The organism is Flavobacterium indicum GPTSA100-9 = DSM 17447 (assembly GCF_000455605.1).
Classification (GTDB): Bacteria; Bacteroidota; Bacteroidia; order Flavobacteriales; family Flavobacteriaceae; genus Flavobacterium; species Flavobacterium indicum.
On the sequence record NC_017025.1, the window covers coordinates 728,868 to 744,367 of the forward strand.

The window sequence follows — 15,500 nt, forward strand, 5'->3', positions numbered from 1 at the left end:
TTTTTACAAAAAACATAACTATGAAAAGAATACTTTTTTTAACATCAGTGTTATTTTTAATTTCTTGTACTTCTTCAAAGAAAGTAATAAATCCAATTGATCAATCAAATTTTGCTAAAGAAGAAAAAGTTTCAAGTACTTTAAAGTTTTTAACTTCAGATGAAAATTTAGGTAGAGAAGCAGGAACCAAACAAATGGAAAATGTAGCGACTTTTTTAGAGACTATCTTTAAAGAAAATAATGTGCCGCCTTATTTTAAAACATACAAAGATACATTGAATAATTTTCAATGGCCAGCCTATAATATTGTGGGCTATTTAGAAGGTAATGATCCCAATTTAAAAAATGAATTTGTAATCATTGGAGCGCATTATGATCATATCGGCCAATTAAAAGGGGATGATGTTGTCAATGGTGATGCAATTGCTAATGGCGCTAATGATAATGCTGCTGGAACCACTGCTGTTTCGGAAGTGGTAAAATATTTTGCAGCCACTAAATCCAATAAAAGAAGTTTGTTATTTGTTTTCTTTTCAGCAGAAGAAAAAGGTTTGTTGGGTTCCAAGCATTTAGCTGCTAAATTGAAAAAACAAAATATGGATTTGTATTTCATGTTTAACTATGAAATGATTGGAGTGCCTATGATGAATAAAGATATGTTACTTTATATAACTGGTTTTGGTAAAAGTAATATGGCAATGAAAATGAATGAATATGCTGGTGAGAAATTAATCGGATACATTCCAGCAGAAACAAAATATGGTTTGTTTAGAGCGTCTGATAATTATCCTTTTTATTATGAATTTGATGTACCAGCACAAACAGTTTCTACTTTCGATTTTGAGAATTTTAAATTTTACCATCAACCAGACGATGAATTTGATCAGATGAATATTCCTCATATTACTCATGTAATTAATAAAACAATTCCCGTTTTGGAAAAGATGATAAATGCACCAACTAAAGAAATTAAACTAAATGAAACAAAATAAAAATATTATTATAACAGGAACTTCAAGAGGTATTGGTTATGAATTAGCCTTGCTTTTAGCCCATGAAGGACACCAAGTATTAGCCCTTTCTAGAAAAACACCTCAAACTTTAATTGATAATGAAAATATTTCTTGTTTAGCAATCGATATTTCAGATTTCGAACAATTAAATCAAGTTGAAAAATTTATCCATACAGTTTGGGATAATAAAGTAGATTGTGTTATTCATAATGCGGGTTCTTTATTGCATAAACCTTTTGAACAAATAACTGCAGTTGAATTTGAACAAGTTTATAAAGTCAATGTTTTCGCTGTGGCGGAGTTAACTAAAATATGTATTCCTTATATGAAGAAAGGAAGTCATGTGGTTACAATAAGTTCTATGGGAGGCATTCAAGGTAGTATGAAATTTGCAGGTTTAGCGGCTTATAGTTCTAGTAAAGGTGCTGTTATAACGCTTTCTGAATTATTGGCCGAAGAGTATAAAGAACAAGGAGTTGCTTTTAATGTTTTAGCTTTAGGGTCGGTTCAAACAGAGATGTTACAAGAAGCATTTCCTGGTTATGAAGCACCTATTTCTGCAAAAGGAATGGCAGAATACATAGCAAATTTTGCTTTAACTGGGAATAAATACTATAATGGTAAAGTGTTACAAGTGAGTTCAACTACGCCTTGATGCAAGAAATTCTTTTAAAATACTTACCCGAACATGCAGTGCATCCTTGTTTTGAATTAATCAAAGCCAATCATGTGCATTTGAAAATTGTGAATGAACGACAAACACGACATGGAGATTACAGACGCCGACCAGACGGTTCGCATCAAATTACAGTAAATGCTAGTTTGAATAAATACCGGTTTTTAATCACCTTAATTCATGAAATTGCACATTTGGTAGCGTTTGAAAAATATGGGAGAACTATTTTACCACATGGTGCTGAATGGAAATATACCTTTCAACGCTTAATGATTCCTTTTATTCGACCAGAAATTTTCCCTCATAACTTGTTGCCTTTGTTGGCTCGACATTTTAAGAATCCTAAGGCAAGTAGTGATACGGATGCTACTTTAGCTTTAGCGCTAAAACAATTTGATGAACGGAATACGGAGAAAAATTATATCTTTGAAATTCCTTATGGAAGTCAGTTCAGAATTGATAATGGTAAAGTATTCAAAAAAATTGCACTTCGGGTAAAACGTTATGAATGTATAGAAGTTTTGACTGGTAGGGTGTTTTTGTTTCAACCCAATGCAGAAGTTGAATTAATTACCAACTAATTATTTGAAAACGAAAAGAATGAATAAAAATTATTACGCTATAGTAATGGCTGGAGGAGTTGGTTCTCGTTTTTGGCCAGTAAGTACAGTCGATTTTCCTAAACAATTTCACGATATGTTAGGAACGGGTGAAACATTAATTCAAAAAACAGTGAGTCGTTTAACTCAAATTGTTCCTCAAGAAAATATTTTAATTTTAACAAATGAGCGTTATAGTGAAATTACATTAGAACAATTGCCATTTATTAAACCTGAACAAATTGTTCTGGAGCCTGTAATGCGTAATACAGCTCCGTGTATTTTATATGCATCATTAAAAATTAAAAAAATGAATCCTAATGCCATTATGGTAGTTGCTCCAAGTGATCATTGGATAGAAGACGAAGTGCAGTTTGTGGCAAATTTGGAGCGTTCTTTTCAATATTGTGAGCAGAAAGATTCATTAATGACTATTGGAATTTTACCAACATTTCCTAATACAGGATATGGTTATATTGAATATGATAAATTAGATGTTCGACCTATTAAACAAGTCGTGCAATTTAGAGAAAAACCGGATTACGCTACAGCTAGAAAATTTATTCAAAGTAGAAATTTTTTATGGAATGCAGGTATTTTTGTATGGAATGTAAATGCAATTTTGAAAGCGTATGAAATGTTTAATTCTGAAATGTTTAATTTGTTTCAATCTGGATATTCATTTCTTAATACTTCAGATGAAAAACAGTTTATCATTGATAATTATTCACATGCAGAGAATATCTCTGTAGATTATGCTATTTTAGAAAAAGCCAATAATGTATTTGTGTTGCCAGCTACTTTTGATTGGAATGATCTAGGAACTTGGGGCTCTTTGCATGAAAAATTAGATAAAGATGCCAATAACAATGCCGTTGTAAATGCAACTGTTGTTTTAGAAAATGCTTCGGATAATATCATTAGAACATCAGGTAAAAAATTAGTCGTTATTGACGGAGTTTCCAATTTTATTATTGTCGATAAGGATGATGTGCTGTTAATTTATCCAAAAGAAAAAGAGCAAGACATTAAGAAAATTGTTGAAAAAATAAACAAATAAAAAAATGCGGTTTTAAAACCGCATTTTTTTATTCATTAACTGATTCTTCATTTGAATCTACAATATTGTTTGTCTTGTTTTCAATGTTTTCTGCGGTTGCTTCAGCTTCATTGACAACTTGTTTCGCTTCTTCTTTTTTGTCTTCTTTTAATTCATCAATTTTCGCTTCTACGGTTTCAACAACTTCTCCTAATTTTTCTTTTGCCACATGCGCTTTTTCCTCAACCCAATCTGTAGCTTCTGAAACTTTATCTTTTGCATTATCAACAAATTGACTAACTTTTTCCGAAACGTGCATTTCTTCTAATTTTGCAGATGCAGTTTCAACAACATCCTCAACTTTTTCTTTAACTTCTGCTACAACTTCTGTTGCTTTATCCATTGCTTGGTCAGCAAATTCAGCTACATTTTCTGATGCCGTTTCGGCAGTTTTTTTTGCCTTTCCAAATAATGAACTAAAAAAATTTGATAATCCCATAATTTAATTGTTTAATTGTTATTGATTTTTTATCAAATTTAAGAAAATATAAGATTAAAAATTGTTTATTTCTATTAATAAATGATTAAATGATAAAATTTTAAATATTTTCTTTTCACATCATTTATTTATATTTGCCAAAAACTAACTTTATGTTACAGTTAAATGTAAAAAACGAAACCTCAAGATTAAGAGCAGTAATATTAGGAACGGCAATCAATAATGGACCTACTCCTAAAATTGAAGAAGCGTATGACCCAAAATCTTTAGAACATATTAAAGCAGGAACGTATCCTGTAGAAGCTGATATGGTTAAAGAAATGGAAGCTTTTAATCAGGTATTTCAAAAATATGATGTACAAGTGTATCGTCCTGAAATTATAGAGAATTATAATCAAATATTTTCTAGAGACATTGGATTTGTAATTGATGATATTTTTATAAAAGCGAATATCCTTCCTGATCGAGAGAGAGAATTAGAAGCTATACAATATGTTATTGATCAGATTGATCCTAATAAAGTAGTTCGACCACCAGATAATGTACATATTGAAGGAGGCGATGTTATGCCGTGGAATGATTATATTTTTATAGGTACTTATAAAGGGTCTGATTACAAAGATTATATCACGGCAAGAACAAATATGGATGGAGTTAACTTTATAAAAGAATTGTTCCCAAATAAAATTGTAAAGGAGTTTGATTTAGTGAAATCTAAAATAGAACCTAGAGATAACGCTTTACATTTAGATTGTTGTTTTCAACCAGTAGGGACAAATAAAGGGATAATTTATAAAAGTGGATTCCGTGAAGAAGCTGATTATATGTTTCTAGTGAACTTATTTGGTAAAGAAAATTTATTTCATATTGAACGTGAAGAAATGTATCATATGAATTCTAATGTGTTTTCTATCGCACCAGATGTAGTTGTTTCAGAAAAAAACTTTACAAGATTAAATACTTGGTTAAGAGAACAAGGGTTTACTGTGGAAGAAATTCCTTATGCAGAAATTGCAAAACAAGAAGGTTTGTTACGATGTTCAACATTGCCTTTGATAAGAGATTAAATTAACTTGATTAAAATGAGACAGACAACAAATACCATATTAATGATTCGTCCTATTGCTTTTAGGATGAATGAACAAACAGCAGTGAATAATTATTACCAAAAGGTATTGGATAATTTGACTCCTGAAACCGTTAATTTTAAAGCGCAACAAGAATTTGACGCATTTGTAGAAAAGTTAAAAAGCGTTGGAATCAATGTAGTTGTGGTTCAAGATACAAAAGTACCTGACACACCTGATAGTGTCTTCCCAAATAATTGGATTTCATTTCATGAAACTGGTGATGTCGTTTTATATCCAATGTTTGCTGAAAATAGAAGATTAGAACGAAGAGAAGATGTGTTAGATATTCTTGAAGATGCAGGTTTTGAAATTTCTGAAATTATGGATTATACTTCAGCCGAAGAAGATAATATTTTCTTAGAAGGTACTGGAAGTATTATTTTGGATAGAGAAAATAATAAAGCTTATTGCGCATTATCGCCAAGAGCCGACGAAGAATTGTTTATTGAATTTTGCGAAGATTTCGATATGAGCCCCGTAATCTTTGAAGCTTTTCAAACAGTAAATGGAGAAAGAAAGCATATTTATCATACAAATGTAATGATGTGTATTGCGGAAACTTTCGCTGTTATTTGCGCAGATTGTATAGATGATAAACAAGAGCGAAAGATGGTATTGGAAAATCTAAAATCAGACGGCAAAGAAATTATTTTAATAACAGAAGATCAAGTGAATAACTTTGCAGGTAATATGTTGCAAGTTCGTGGAGCAGAAGATAAGCGATATTTGGTAATGAGCAATTCGGCTTATCAGGCTTTAACGAAGGAGCAGATTGTGAAAATTGAAAAGCATTGCGAAATTTTACATGCTAGTTTGGATATCATTGAAGCTTGTGGAGGAGGAAGCGCTCGTTGTATGATGGCTGAAGTCTTTTTACCTACTGCCGATAATGAATAAAAAAATAAAAATCCCAAGTTCATATTTAGAAATTGGGATTTTTTTTATTTACAGGAAATTAAATTCCTCTAACGATTGAAAGAATAGCACTAATTATGTATTGAATTCCAATGGCTATGGTTAAGAATCCTATAATTCTGGAAATTGCTACAATTCCCGATGACCCTAAAATATTGGCTAAGTAATGGGCACTTCTCAATATAATGAATATTAATAATGCAACTGCCAGCATTGCTCCAACTGCACTTAAAATTTCTACAGTAGTAATAGCGTTATCGGTTGTTTCTAATTCTTTGTAATATGCAATTAATAATGAAATTGAACCCGGACCAGCAAGCATTGGCATAGCTAAAGGAGTTAGTGCAATATGTTGCCTTTCTTGAATCTCTTTTTCTACTTTTTTATTAATTCCTTTGTTTTTACTAAATTTTCCATTTAATAACGAAAATCCAGAATTCGTTATAATAATTCCACCAGCTATTCTCAAAGCTGTTATTGTAATTCCAAAAAAAGTTAAAACATATTGACCAACAAAAAAAGAAATTAATAATATAATACAAACATTAATTGAAGCGGTTAGTGCAACACTACTTCTTTCATTTTTGGTATATCCTTGAGTAAGTCCAACAAAAATAGGAATGGTTCCAATAGGGTTCAAAACAGAAAATAAGGCTACGGCTAAATAAATAAAAATATCCATTGTTTTTGATGTAAAAGTATCTAGTAATCCAAAGATAAAATTTAAATTAGAATTAAATAAATGTAAATTAAAAAAGATTTAGTAATTTTAAAGAAACATATTTTAAGATGAAAACATTAGTTATAGGAGCAACCACAAATAAAGAACGTTATGCTTATAAAGCCATTCATAGTTTGGTAGATAAAAGTCATCAAGTTGTAGCAATTGGCGTGAAACCTGGAATGGCTTTAGATGTGATAATTGAAACAGAAAAACTGCCATTTAAAGGTATTGATACTGTTACCTTGTATATTAATCCAAAAGTTCAACAAGAATATTATGAGTATATAGTTTCATTACATCCTAGGAGAGTAATTTTTAATCCAGGTACTGAAAATCCTGAATTTTATTCTATTTTGGAGAAAAATAATATCCAATACGAAGTGGCATGTACTTTAGTACTTTTGGCGACTAACCAATATTAGTTTTTGATTTACTAATGACTAAAAGTCCAATAAATGTAATCAATCCATTTAAAATAATTAGTTCATTGTCAAACACATAATTTCCAAATAACAGACTTGAGTTTTTACTAATTATAAAAGTTAATAACGGAGAAATTAAACAAATATAAGGTACAAATTTATCATTTACATTTTTGCTTTTCATAAATAATCCAAAAGCAAATAATCCCAATAAAGGCCCATAAGTATAACTGGCTAAAACAAAAATCATAGTGACAACAGATTGGTCATTTATTGCTTTAAAAAGGATTATAACTAAAAACATGATGAAGGAAAAAGCCAAATGAACCATATGTCTAGTTCTTACCGTATGCTTGGTTTCTTCTTTTTTCTCCATTCCCAAAAAGTCAATGCAAAAAGAAGTCGTTAATGCAGTTAGTGCCGAATCTGTTGTAGCAAAAGTTGCAGCAGTTAAACCTAGTAAAAAAACAACTGCCGGTATAATTGAAAAATGGTTAAAAGCAATTTCAGGGAATAAATAATCGGTTCTTGTGATGGTTTTTCCGTTAACTAATTCAGTTGGTATCTCTATCCCATATTTGTTAGCGTATATATAAAGTAATGCACCAACACTCAAGAAAAACAAATTAATTACAACAAATATCCCTGTGAAAGTAAACATGTTTTTTTGAGCTTCTTTAATGTTTTTACAACTTAAATTCTTTTGCATCAAATCCTGATCCAGTCCAACCATCGTTATGGTTACAAACATTCCGCCTAAGAGTTGTTTAACAAAGTGAAATTTGTTAGTAATAAAATCATCAAAGAAAAATATTTTTGAGTAATTGCTGTTTTTTACTGTTTCAAAAGCTTCAACAATACCCAAATCTAAATTGTTACAAATAAAATAAATAGTAAAAAATACGGAACCAACTAAGAAAAATGTCTGTAAGGTGTCTGTAACAATAATCGTTTTTAATCCACCTTTATAAGTGTAAGCGAAAATTAAACCAAGACTTAATAGAACTGTAAAAGCAAAAGGGATATTAAAAAAATCAAACACAAAATGTTGCAAAACAATTACAACTAAATACAAACGAAAAGCGGAACCGATAGTTCTACTGAGTAAAAATATAAAAGAAGCTGTTTTGTAGCTATAATAACCTAACCTTTGTTCAATGTAACCATAAATTGAAGTTAAGTTCATTCTATAATATAAGGGTAAAAGAACTGTAGCCACTATAATAAAACCAATTGCATTTCCAATAACAAATTGAAAATACTTAAATTGTTGACCAGCTTCAGCACCAACTTCTCCCGGAACAGAGATGAATGTTACTCCAGAAAGTGCAGTTCCAATCATACCAAATGCAACCAAATACCATGGTGATTGTTTGTTGGCTTTAAAAAAAGCATCATTACTTCCGCCGTCTTTTTTACTCATAAAATAAGATAAAAAAAACAATACGATAAAGTAAGATATAAAGAACAATAGTATAGTACTTGGTTGCATAAAATTATTTTTTTTACAAAAATAGAAGAATAATGTAATTGGTAAATATATTTAATTACTTTTGGTCAAATAAATAATGTAAAAAACAAAAATCTTAATTATGAAAAAATTATTAAAGCAAAAAATGTTACTTTTTGTATCGTTTATATTCTTTACTACTGCTGTTTTTGCTCAAGAAGATGATGCTGTTGAAGAAGAAATGACTCAGGTTGCTATCGATATGAAATTCAATAAAAGTTTATATCCCATGAATGAAGGGAATATGTATTATTCAGATACGCCTAAAGCAGTTATTATGGCTATGGAAGTGCCACAAAAGTACTCAGAAATGAAAGCAGAATTAGATAGCGAATCACAACCAGAAGACTTAAAAAATACTAAAAAAGGGGAGTTTGAAGAAGCAGGAACTAAAGTGATTTATTTTACGGGTATAATGACTGACGATACAGGTAAAGAAATTTTTATGGAAATTTTAGTAAAAAAAGCAACGGAAGATACTTGTATAATGATTACATCTATGTATGAGTTATCAGCAAAAGAAAAATTTAGTAAAGAAGCAAGAAAAGCGATATTATCAGCTAAAATTGTTCAATAAATTAATGAATTCTTAATTTTAAACCTATCTGTTTTTGCAGGTAGGTTTTACTTTTTTAGTACATTTGTCACATGGAATTTTCGTCAAAATTACTTGAAAATGCAGTGAATGAAATAGCAATGTTGCCAGGTATTGGTAAAAGAACTGCTTTGCGTTTGGTTTTACATTTACTTAAACAACCTTCTGAACAAACACTACACTTAACAGAAGCATTATTGCGAATGAGAAATGAAATCATTTATTGCAAATCATGTCATAATATTTCTGATGTTGAAATATGTGAAATTTGTAATAATGAAACCAGAGACAAAAGAATAATTTGTGTGGTGGAAGACGTGAGAGATGTCATGGCTATCGAAAATACAAATATTTTTAAAGGAGTTTATCATGTTCTGGGAGGAAAAATTTCTCCAATTGATGGCATTGGGCCTAGCCAATTAAATATTGCTTCATTGATTGATAAAGTAAAAAATGAGTTGGTAGATGAATTGATTTTTGCTTTAAGTTCCACAATGGAAGGCGATACGACTAATTTTTATATTTACAAACAGATCAAAGAGTTAAATGTGAAAATTTCCACTATAGCTCGTGGTATTTCTGTTGGAGATGAATTAGAATATGCTGATGAGGTTACTTTAGGAAGAAGTTTAATGCATCGAATTCCTTTTGAATCTTCAATAAAATCAATGTAATTTTTTTAAATTAACTTGGAAAAAGTATATTTGTAAACTTATACAATTTTTGAAATGAAACTATTAAAAAAGATATTGTTTATATTCGTTGTTTTTCAGTTCCTTACATCTTGTGTTCCCTACAGAGATACTTTGTATTTGGAAAAAAATAAAGACAAAGTGTCTGAAATTGAAATAAATGCTGAAGCCTATAAACCTTACAGGGTTCAAGTAAATGATATTTTAATTATAAAAATCAAAGCATTAGACCAAAATTTGGTAAGTATTTTTAATAAATCTCAAAATGAAAGTCAGTCAACGGTAAGTGAGCAAATGAATTATTTTGAAGGTTATCAAGTTGATGATTATGGTAATATTCGTATCCCTATAATTGGCAACTTAAATGTTCAAGGCCAAACCATTGATGAAATTTCGAAATTAATTGAAACTAAGTTAGTTCAGGAATATTTATATAAAGAAACCAATCCATACGTAACGGTAAAAATCGCAGGTATTAGATATACAGTAAATGGCGAAGTTTCAAATACTGGAACGAAAATTATTTATCAAGATAAAGTAACTATTTTAGAGGCACTTGCAAACGCAGGAGATATTAAAGATACAGGCGATAAGAGAAACGTAATGATTATGCGAAAAATACCAGGGGGCTATCAGTCTGAAACTCTTAATTTGAACGATGCTAAAGTAATTAATTCACCTTATTTTTATATAAAACCCAACGACTTTATTTATGTAAAGCCTTTGAAGCAAAAGAATGTAGGTGTTGGTACGAATGGTCTTCAAACATTAACAACTGTTTTGTCATTATTTGGAGTAATTACGACTACTTATTTACTTATTAAAAGTTTATAGAAATGTTTGATGCTAAAGATATTAAGATATTAAATTATCAGTCTAGTTTTGATCCCAAGGCCTTTTTTGTTAAGTTATTAGGGTATTGGAAATTGTTTTTCATTTCTATTTCTATCGCTTTAATTTGGGCTTATCAAGTTAATATTAGAAAAGAAAGTATTTACGGAATGGAATCTTCTATTGTTGTTAAAGAAGAAAACAATCCATTATTTACCAACAATACCAGTTTAATATTTAATTGGGGAGGAACTTCAGATAAGGTTCAAACGATAATCACGACCTTAAAATCCAGAACTCATAACGAGCATGTAGTAGATAGGTTGCAGTATTACATTAAATATCTAAAAAAAGGCGACTACTTTTTTGAAGATGTTTATGGAACTTTACCCTATAAAGTAACTATCGATAAAAAGAGAGGCCAAATTGCAGGTCATTTAATAAAAATTATTCCTCTTTCTAGTAGAGAATTTGAAATGGAAGTTGATTTTGATGGAAAAACAGATGTTATGTTGTATCATTATTTCGACAATTCTATTTCTTCAATAAAAGCTCCGGCTAAAATTTTTAAAAGAAAATTTAGATTTAATGAGGTAGTTGATCTCCCTTTCTTTAAAGGTCAATTCGATTTAAATTCTGAAATTCCAGTAACTCCAGGACAAGAAAATTATCTGCGATTTGATGACTTCAATGGAACAGTTGCTGGGTATCGCTCTATTTATGTAGATGCGGATACTAAAGCGCTTTCGGTAATAAAGTTAGAATTACAAGGGTCAAACAAAGCAAGGTTAGTAGAATACTTAAATACGACAGTTGAATTGTTAAAAGAAAATGAATTAAGAAGTAAAAATTTATTTGCAGTTAACACAATAAACTTTATTGACAGTACATTACAGGTAATGGAGGGGCAATTAAAAGCTTCAGAAGCCGATCTCAAAAGATTCAAAAAAAATATAAATGTATATGAATTAGAATCTGGCGGCGAAAAAATTTCAGATGAAATTTCAAGTTTAGATATAGAGCAAGAAAATATTAAAAGAAAACTAGCTTACTGTAATCATTTAAAAACGTATCTAGAGAAAAATACTGAATATGCTAAATTACCTGCTCCTGCAGTAGCTGGTATTGATGATCCAAATATTATTGCTAATGTAAGTAAATTGATTCAATTGTCAATTGAGCGTTCAGATAAGTCTTTTAGTTATAAAAATCCAAAACTTTATGCTGATCTTGATGTTCAAATGGAATCTATAAAAAGAGTTCTTTTGAATAATATTGAAAGTTTTAAAAGTGCTTTAGCAATAGATTTAAGAGCAGTTAATGGAAGGATAAATGAAGCTGAAGGTTCTATTAGAATGTTGCCTGAACAACAGCAAGATTTAATTAATATCACACGAAAATACGATTTAAAAGAAAAAATATTTAGTACACTTTTAGAGAGAAGAAACGAAGCTGATATTGTAAAAGCAGCTAATATTTCAGATATCGATTTTATTGATTCTGCAAAAGATGTTGGTGGCGGTTTTAAAGGACCAAAACGCTCAATTAATTATGTTTTAGCAATAATCGTTGGGTTCTTTTTGCCATTTTTATACGTGTTAATTATAATTCTTGCAGATAATAATATCAATACAACTCAAGATATTCTAAATTTAACTAAGATACCTATTATTGGTGTAGTTGGTAAAAAGAATACTGAAAACAATTTATCAGTATTTGAAAAACCTAAATCACCATTGGCAGAATCTTTTAGAGCTATTCGTTCTTCATTGCAATTTTTGTCTAAAAAGCAAAATGTTGAAGGCACTAAAATTCTTATGTTAACCTCATCGATCAGTGGTGAAGGGAAATCTTTTTGTTCTATTAATTTAGCCACTGTTTTTGCTTTGAGTGAAAAGAAAACAGTAATTGTTGGATTGGATTTGAGAAAGCCGAAAATTTTTGGTGATTTTAAAATTGACAATTCATTTGGTGTTGTAAATTATTTAGTCGGACAAAAAACAGTAGATGAAATAATCTATAATTCTCATATACCGCATTTAGATTTAATTACCTCAGGACCAATTCCTCCAAATCCTTCTGAATTATTAATGAGTGAGGCAATGGGAGAATTAATTGAAGAACTAAAAACTAAATATGAATATATTATTTTAGATACTCCTCCAGTTGGTTTGGTGTCTGATGCATTGGAATTATCACATTATGCCGATGCAACATTATATGTGGTTCGACAAGCGTATACAAATAAAGGAATGCTGTCTGTAGTTAACGAGAAACATTTGAGAGGCGAATTAAAAAATATTAGTATAATTTTTAATGGTTTCCAAAATAAAGCAAAATATGGTTATGGCTACGGCTATGGCTACGGCTATGGCGCATATGGCTACGGTTATGGGACTTATTACGAAGAAGATAGAAGACCTAAAACAATGAAAGAACGAGTAATGAGTTTGTTTAAAGGTTCAAAGAAAGCATAATTTGGTACAAAATATTAAAAATAAAAAAATTCTAATCACTGGTGGCGCTGGTTTCATCGGTTCTAATTTGTGTGACTATTTTTTAAATAATCAAAATCAAATTATTTGTTTAGATAATTTTTCAACGGGATTTAAAAATAATATTGAACCTTTTTTAAAGAATTCAAATTTTAAATTGATTGAAGGAGATATACGTAATTTTGAAACTTGTCAAAAAGCAGTTGAAAATGTAGATTATGTATTGCATCAAGCAGCTTTAGGAAGTGTGCCTCGGTCTATTAATGACCCTATTACTTCTAACGATGTAAATATTTCTGGTTTTCTAAACATGCTTGTTGCTTCAAGAGATGCTAAAGTAAAAAGATTTGTGTATGCAGCAAGTTCTTCTACTTATGGGGATTCAGAAAAATTACCCAAAATAGAAAATGTTATAGGTAAACCATTATCTCCTTATGCTATTACAAAATACGTTAACGAATTATATGCTGATGTATTTAGTAAAACGTATGGAATGGAAACTATTGGATTGCGCTATTTTAATGTATTTGGTAGAAACCAAAATCCAAATGGTGCTTACGCAGCGGTAATACCAAAGTTTATTTCATTATTCATTAATCATGAAAGTCCTATTATTAATGGAGATGGAAATTTTTCAAGAGATTTTACATACATTGATAATGTAATTCAAATGAATGAATTAGCTTTGCAAACTCAAAATCCAAACGCAATTAATCAAGTTTATAATACTGCTTTTGGAGAGCGAACAACTCTAAATGAATTAATTCAATATATAAAAGAAAATTTAATACAATTTGATCCTGAAATTGAACAAATTTCGGTTGCTTATGGTCCCAACAGAAGTGGGGATATTCCTCATTCATTAGCAGATATTTCCAAAGGGAAAGAATTATTAGGATACCAACCTAAGTATTCTGTTAAAGAAGGATTAAAAGAAGCAATTAAATGGTATTGGGAAAATTTAAAATAAAATGATTAAAAATATTTGTTGTATCGGAGCAGGTTATGTTGGTGGCCCAACAATGGCAGTAATTGCCCAAAAATGTCCGCATATTAAGGTTACGGTTGTCGATTTAAATCAAGATAGAATTAACGCTTGGAATCATTCAGACTTGAGTTTATTACCTGTTTATGAACCAGGTTTAGATGCAGTTGTTGCTGAAGCTAGAGGAAGAAATTTGTTTTTTTCTACAGATGTTGATAAAGCAATTGATGAAGCTGAAATGATTTTTATCTCTGTTAATACTCCAACTAAAACGTATGGCGTTGGAAAAGGTATGGCGGCTGATTTGAAATACATCGAATTATGTGCACGTCAAATTGCTCGTATAGCTAAAACAGATAAAATTGTAGTTGAAAAATCTACTTTGCCGGTACGTACCGCAAGTGCAATTAAAGATATTTTAGATAATACAGGTAATGGTGTAAATTTCCAAATTTTATCAAATCCAGAGTTTTTAGCTGAAGGTACTGCAATTGAAGATTTGTTTGCACCTGATAGAGTTTTAATTGGGGGTGATACTACACCTGAAGGACAAAAAGCAATTCAACAGTTAGTTGATGTTTACGCTAATTGGGTAAATCCGGCCAATATCTTAACAACAAATGTTTGGTCATCAGAACTGTCTAAATTAACTGCTAATGCTTTTTTGGCACAACGAGTTTCTTCTATCAATGCCATGAGTGAATTGTGTGAAAAGACAGGAGCAAACGTAAATGAAGTTTCTAAAGCCATTGGATTGGATAGTAGAATTGGACCTAAATTTTTAAAAGCTTCTGTAGGTTTTGGTGGTTCTTGTTTTCAAAAAGATATACTAAACTTAGTTTATATAGCAAAATCCTATGGTTTAAATGAAGTTGCTGATTATTGGGAACAAGTTATTGTCATGAACGATCATCAAAAAAGACGATTTGCAAAAAAAATTGTTAGTACTTTGTATAACACTGTGTCTGGAAAAAAAATCGCTTTTTTAGGTTGGGCTTTCAAAAAAGATACTAATGATACGCGTGAATCTGCTGCAATTTATGTTGCAGACGATTTATTAAACGAACAAGCAAATATTGCCGTTTTTGATCCAAAAGTAGGAGAAAGTCAAATTCAATTCGATTTAAATTATCTAAATACAAGAACAGAAGAAGAAAATAAAAAAGGTGTTCAAGTATTTGATAATGCTTATAATGCTTGTAATAATGCCCATGCTATTGCAGTACTAACAGAATGGGATGAATTTAAAACCTATGATTGGCAAAAAATATACGATTCGATGTTGAAACCAGCTTTCATTTTTGACGGTAGAAATATTTTAAATGGAGAGGAATTAGAAAAAATTGGATTTGTATATCAAGGTATTGGAAAATAA

General features: G+C 30.2%; 16 protein-coding genes. 13 read left to right on the plus strand and 3 right to left on the minus strand.

Features of this window, described 5'->3' with window-relative positions:
* The first annotated feature begins 20 nt into the window (after positions 1–20).
* From KQS_RS03175 to KQS_RS03190, 4 genes are read left to right on the plus strand one after another with little or no spacing between them, the layout of a single operon-like run.
* The gene (locus tag KQS_RS03175; RefSeq protein WP_014387768.1) at positions 21–992 is read left to right on the plus strand and encodes a M20/M25/M40 family metallo-hydrolase; all 972 of its coding nucleotides are present in this window, start codon (positions 21–23) and stop codon (positions 990–992) included.
* Entirely contained in the window at positions 979–1,668 is a 690-nt protein-coding gene (locus KQS_RS03180; protein WP_014387769.1) for an SDR family NAD(P)-dependent oxidoreductase, read from the plus strand. Before KQS_RS03175 ends, KQS_RS03180 begins: the two co-directional genes overlap by 14 nt.
* The gene (locus tag KQS_RS03185; protein ID WP_014387770.1) at positions 1,668–2,270 is read left to right on the plus strand and encodes a SprT-like domain-containing protein; all 603 of its coding nucleotides are present in this window, start codon (positions 1,668–1,670) and stop codon (positions 2,268–2,270) included. The genes KQS_RS03180 and KQS_RS03185 overlap by 1 nt, the downstream gene beginning before the upstream one ends.
* Positions 2,271–2,289: 19 nt before the next feature.
* Positions 2,290–3,348: a mannose-1-phosphate guanylyltransferase gene (locus tag KQS_RS03190; protein ID WP_014387771.1), complete on the plus strand. Its 1,059-nt coding sequence runs from the start codon at positions 2,290–2,292 to the stop codon at positions 3,346–3,348.
* A gap of 28 nt (positions 3,349–3,376) precedes the next feature.
* Here the strand turns inward: KQS_RS03190 and KQS_RS03195 are convergent, their stop codons facing one another.
* Positions 3,377–3,826: a hypothetical protein gene (locus KQS_RS03195; RefSeq protein WP_014387772.1), complete on the minus strand. Its 450-nt coding sequence runs from the start codon at positions 3,824–3,826 to the stop codon at positions 3,377–3,379.
* 152 nt (positions 3,827–3,978) lie between these two features.
* Here KQS_RS03195 and KQS_RS03200 point away from each other — a divergent pair, with 152 nt between their 5' ends.
* Complete coding sequence (locus KQS_RS03200; protein ID WP_014387773.1) at positions 3,979–4,893, plus strand: dimethylarginine dimethylaminohydrolase family protein; 915 nt, start codon at positions 3,979–3,981, stop codon at positions 4,891–4,893.
* A 15-nt stretch (positions 4,894–4,908) separates the two neighbouring features.
* Positions 4,909–5,853 carry a citrulline utilization hydrolase CtlX gene (gene ctlX, locus KQS_RS03205; RefSeq protein WP_041251972.1) on the plus strand — a complete coding sequence of 315 codons (945 nt, stop codon included), beginning with the start codon at positions 4,909–4,911 and terminating at the stop codon, positions 5,851–5,853.
* A gap of 58 nt (positions 5,854–5,911) precedes the next feature.
* Here ctlX and KQS_RS03210 read toward each other — a convergent pair whose 3' ends face one another.
* Complete coding sequence (locus KQS_RS03210; protein ID WP_014387775.1) at positions 5,912–6,553, minus strand: MarC family NAAT transporter; 642 nt, start codon at positions 6,551–6,553, stop codon at positions 5,912–5,914.
* A 107-nt stretch (positions 6,554–6,660) separates the two neighbouring features.
* Between KQS_RS03210 and KQS_RS03215 the strand changes: the two genes are divergently transcribed.
* Entirely contained in the window at positions 6,661–7,017 is a 357-nt protein-coding gene (locus tag KQS_RS03215; protein ID WP_014387776.1) for a CoA-binding protein, read from the plus strand.
* Here KQS_RS03215 and KQS_RS03220 read toward each other — a convergent pair.
* Entirely contained in the window at positions 7,004–8,509 is a 1,506-nt protein-coding gene (locus KQS_RS03220; RefSeq protein WP_041251973.1) for a sodium:solute symporter, read from the minus strand. The two genes, KQS_RS03215 and KQS_RS03220, sit on opposite strands and share 14 nt — an antisense overlap.
* A 100-nt stretch (positions 8,510–8,609) precedes the next feature.
* On the opposite strand from KQS_RS03220, the gene KQS_RS03225 reads away from it, so the two are divergent.
* From KQS_RS03225 to KQS_RS03250, 6 genes are all read left to right on the plus strand, one after another.
* Entirely contained in the window at positions 8,610–9,104 is a 495-nt protein-coding gene (locus KQS_RS03225; RefSeq protein ID WP_014387778.1) for a hypothetical protein, read from the plus strand.
* 71 nt (positions 9,105–9,175) lie between these two features.
* Positions 9,176–9,796, plus strand: coding sequence for a recombination mediator RecR (recR, locus tag KQS_RS03230; protein ID WP_014387779.1), 621 nt, complete (start codon positions 9,176–9,178; stop codon positions 9,794–9,796).
* Between the two features lie 54 nt (positions 9,797–9,850).
* Complete coding sequence (locus KQS_RS03235) at positions 9,851–10,648, plus strand: polysaccharide biosynthesis/export family protein (protein WP_014387780.1); 798 nt, start codon at positions 9,851–9,853, stop codon at positions 10,646–10,648.
* A 2-nt stretch (positions 10,649–10,650) separates the two neighbouring features.
* On the plus strand, positions 10,651–13,122 hold the full coding sequence (locus tag KQS_RS03240) for a polysaccharide biosynthesis tyrosine autokinase (RefSeq protein WP_014387781.1): 2,472 nt from the start codon (positions 10,651–10,653) through the stop codon (positions 13,120–13,122).
* 1 nt (position 13,123) lies between these two features.
* The gene (locus KQS_RS03245) at positions 13,124–14,110 is read left to right on the plus strand and encodes an SDR family oxidoreductase (protein WP_014387782.1); all 987 of its coding nucleotides are present in this window, start codon (positions 13,124–13,126) and stop codon (positions 14,108–14,110) included.
* A gap of 1 nt (position 14,111) precedes the next feature.
* Positions 14,112–15,500, plus strand: a complete 1,389-nt coding sequence (locus tag KQS_RS03250; protein ID WP_014387783.1) for a UDP-glucose 6-dehydrogenase — start codon at positions 14,112–14,114, stop codon at positions 15,498–15,500.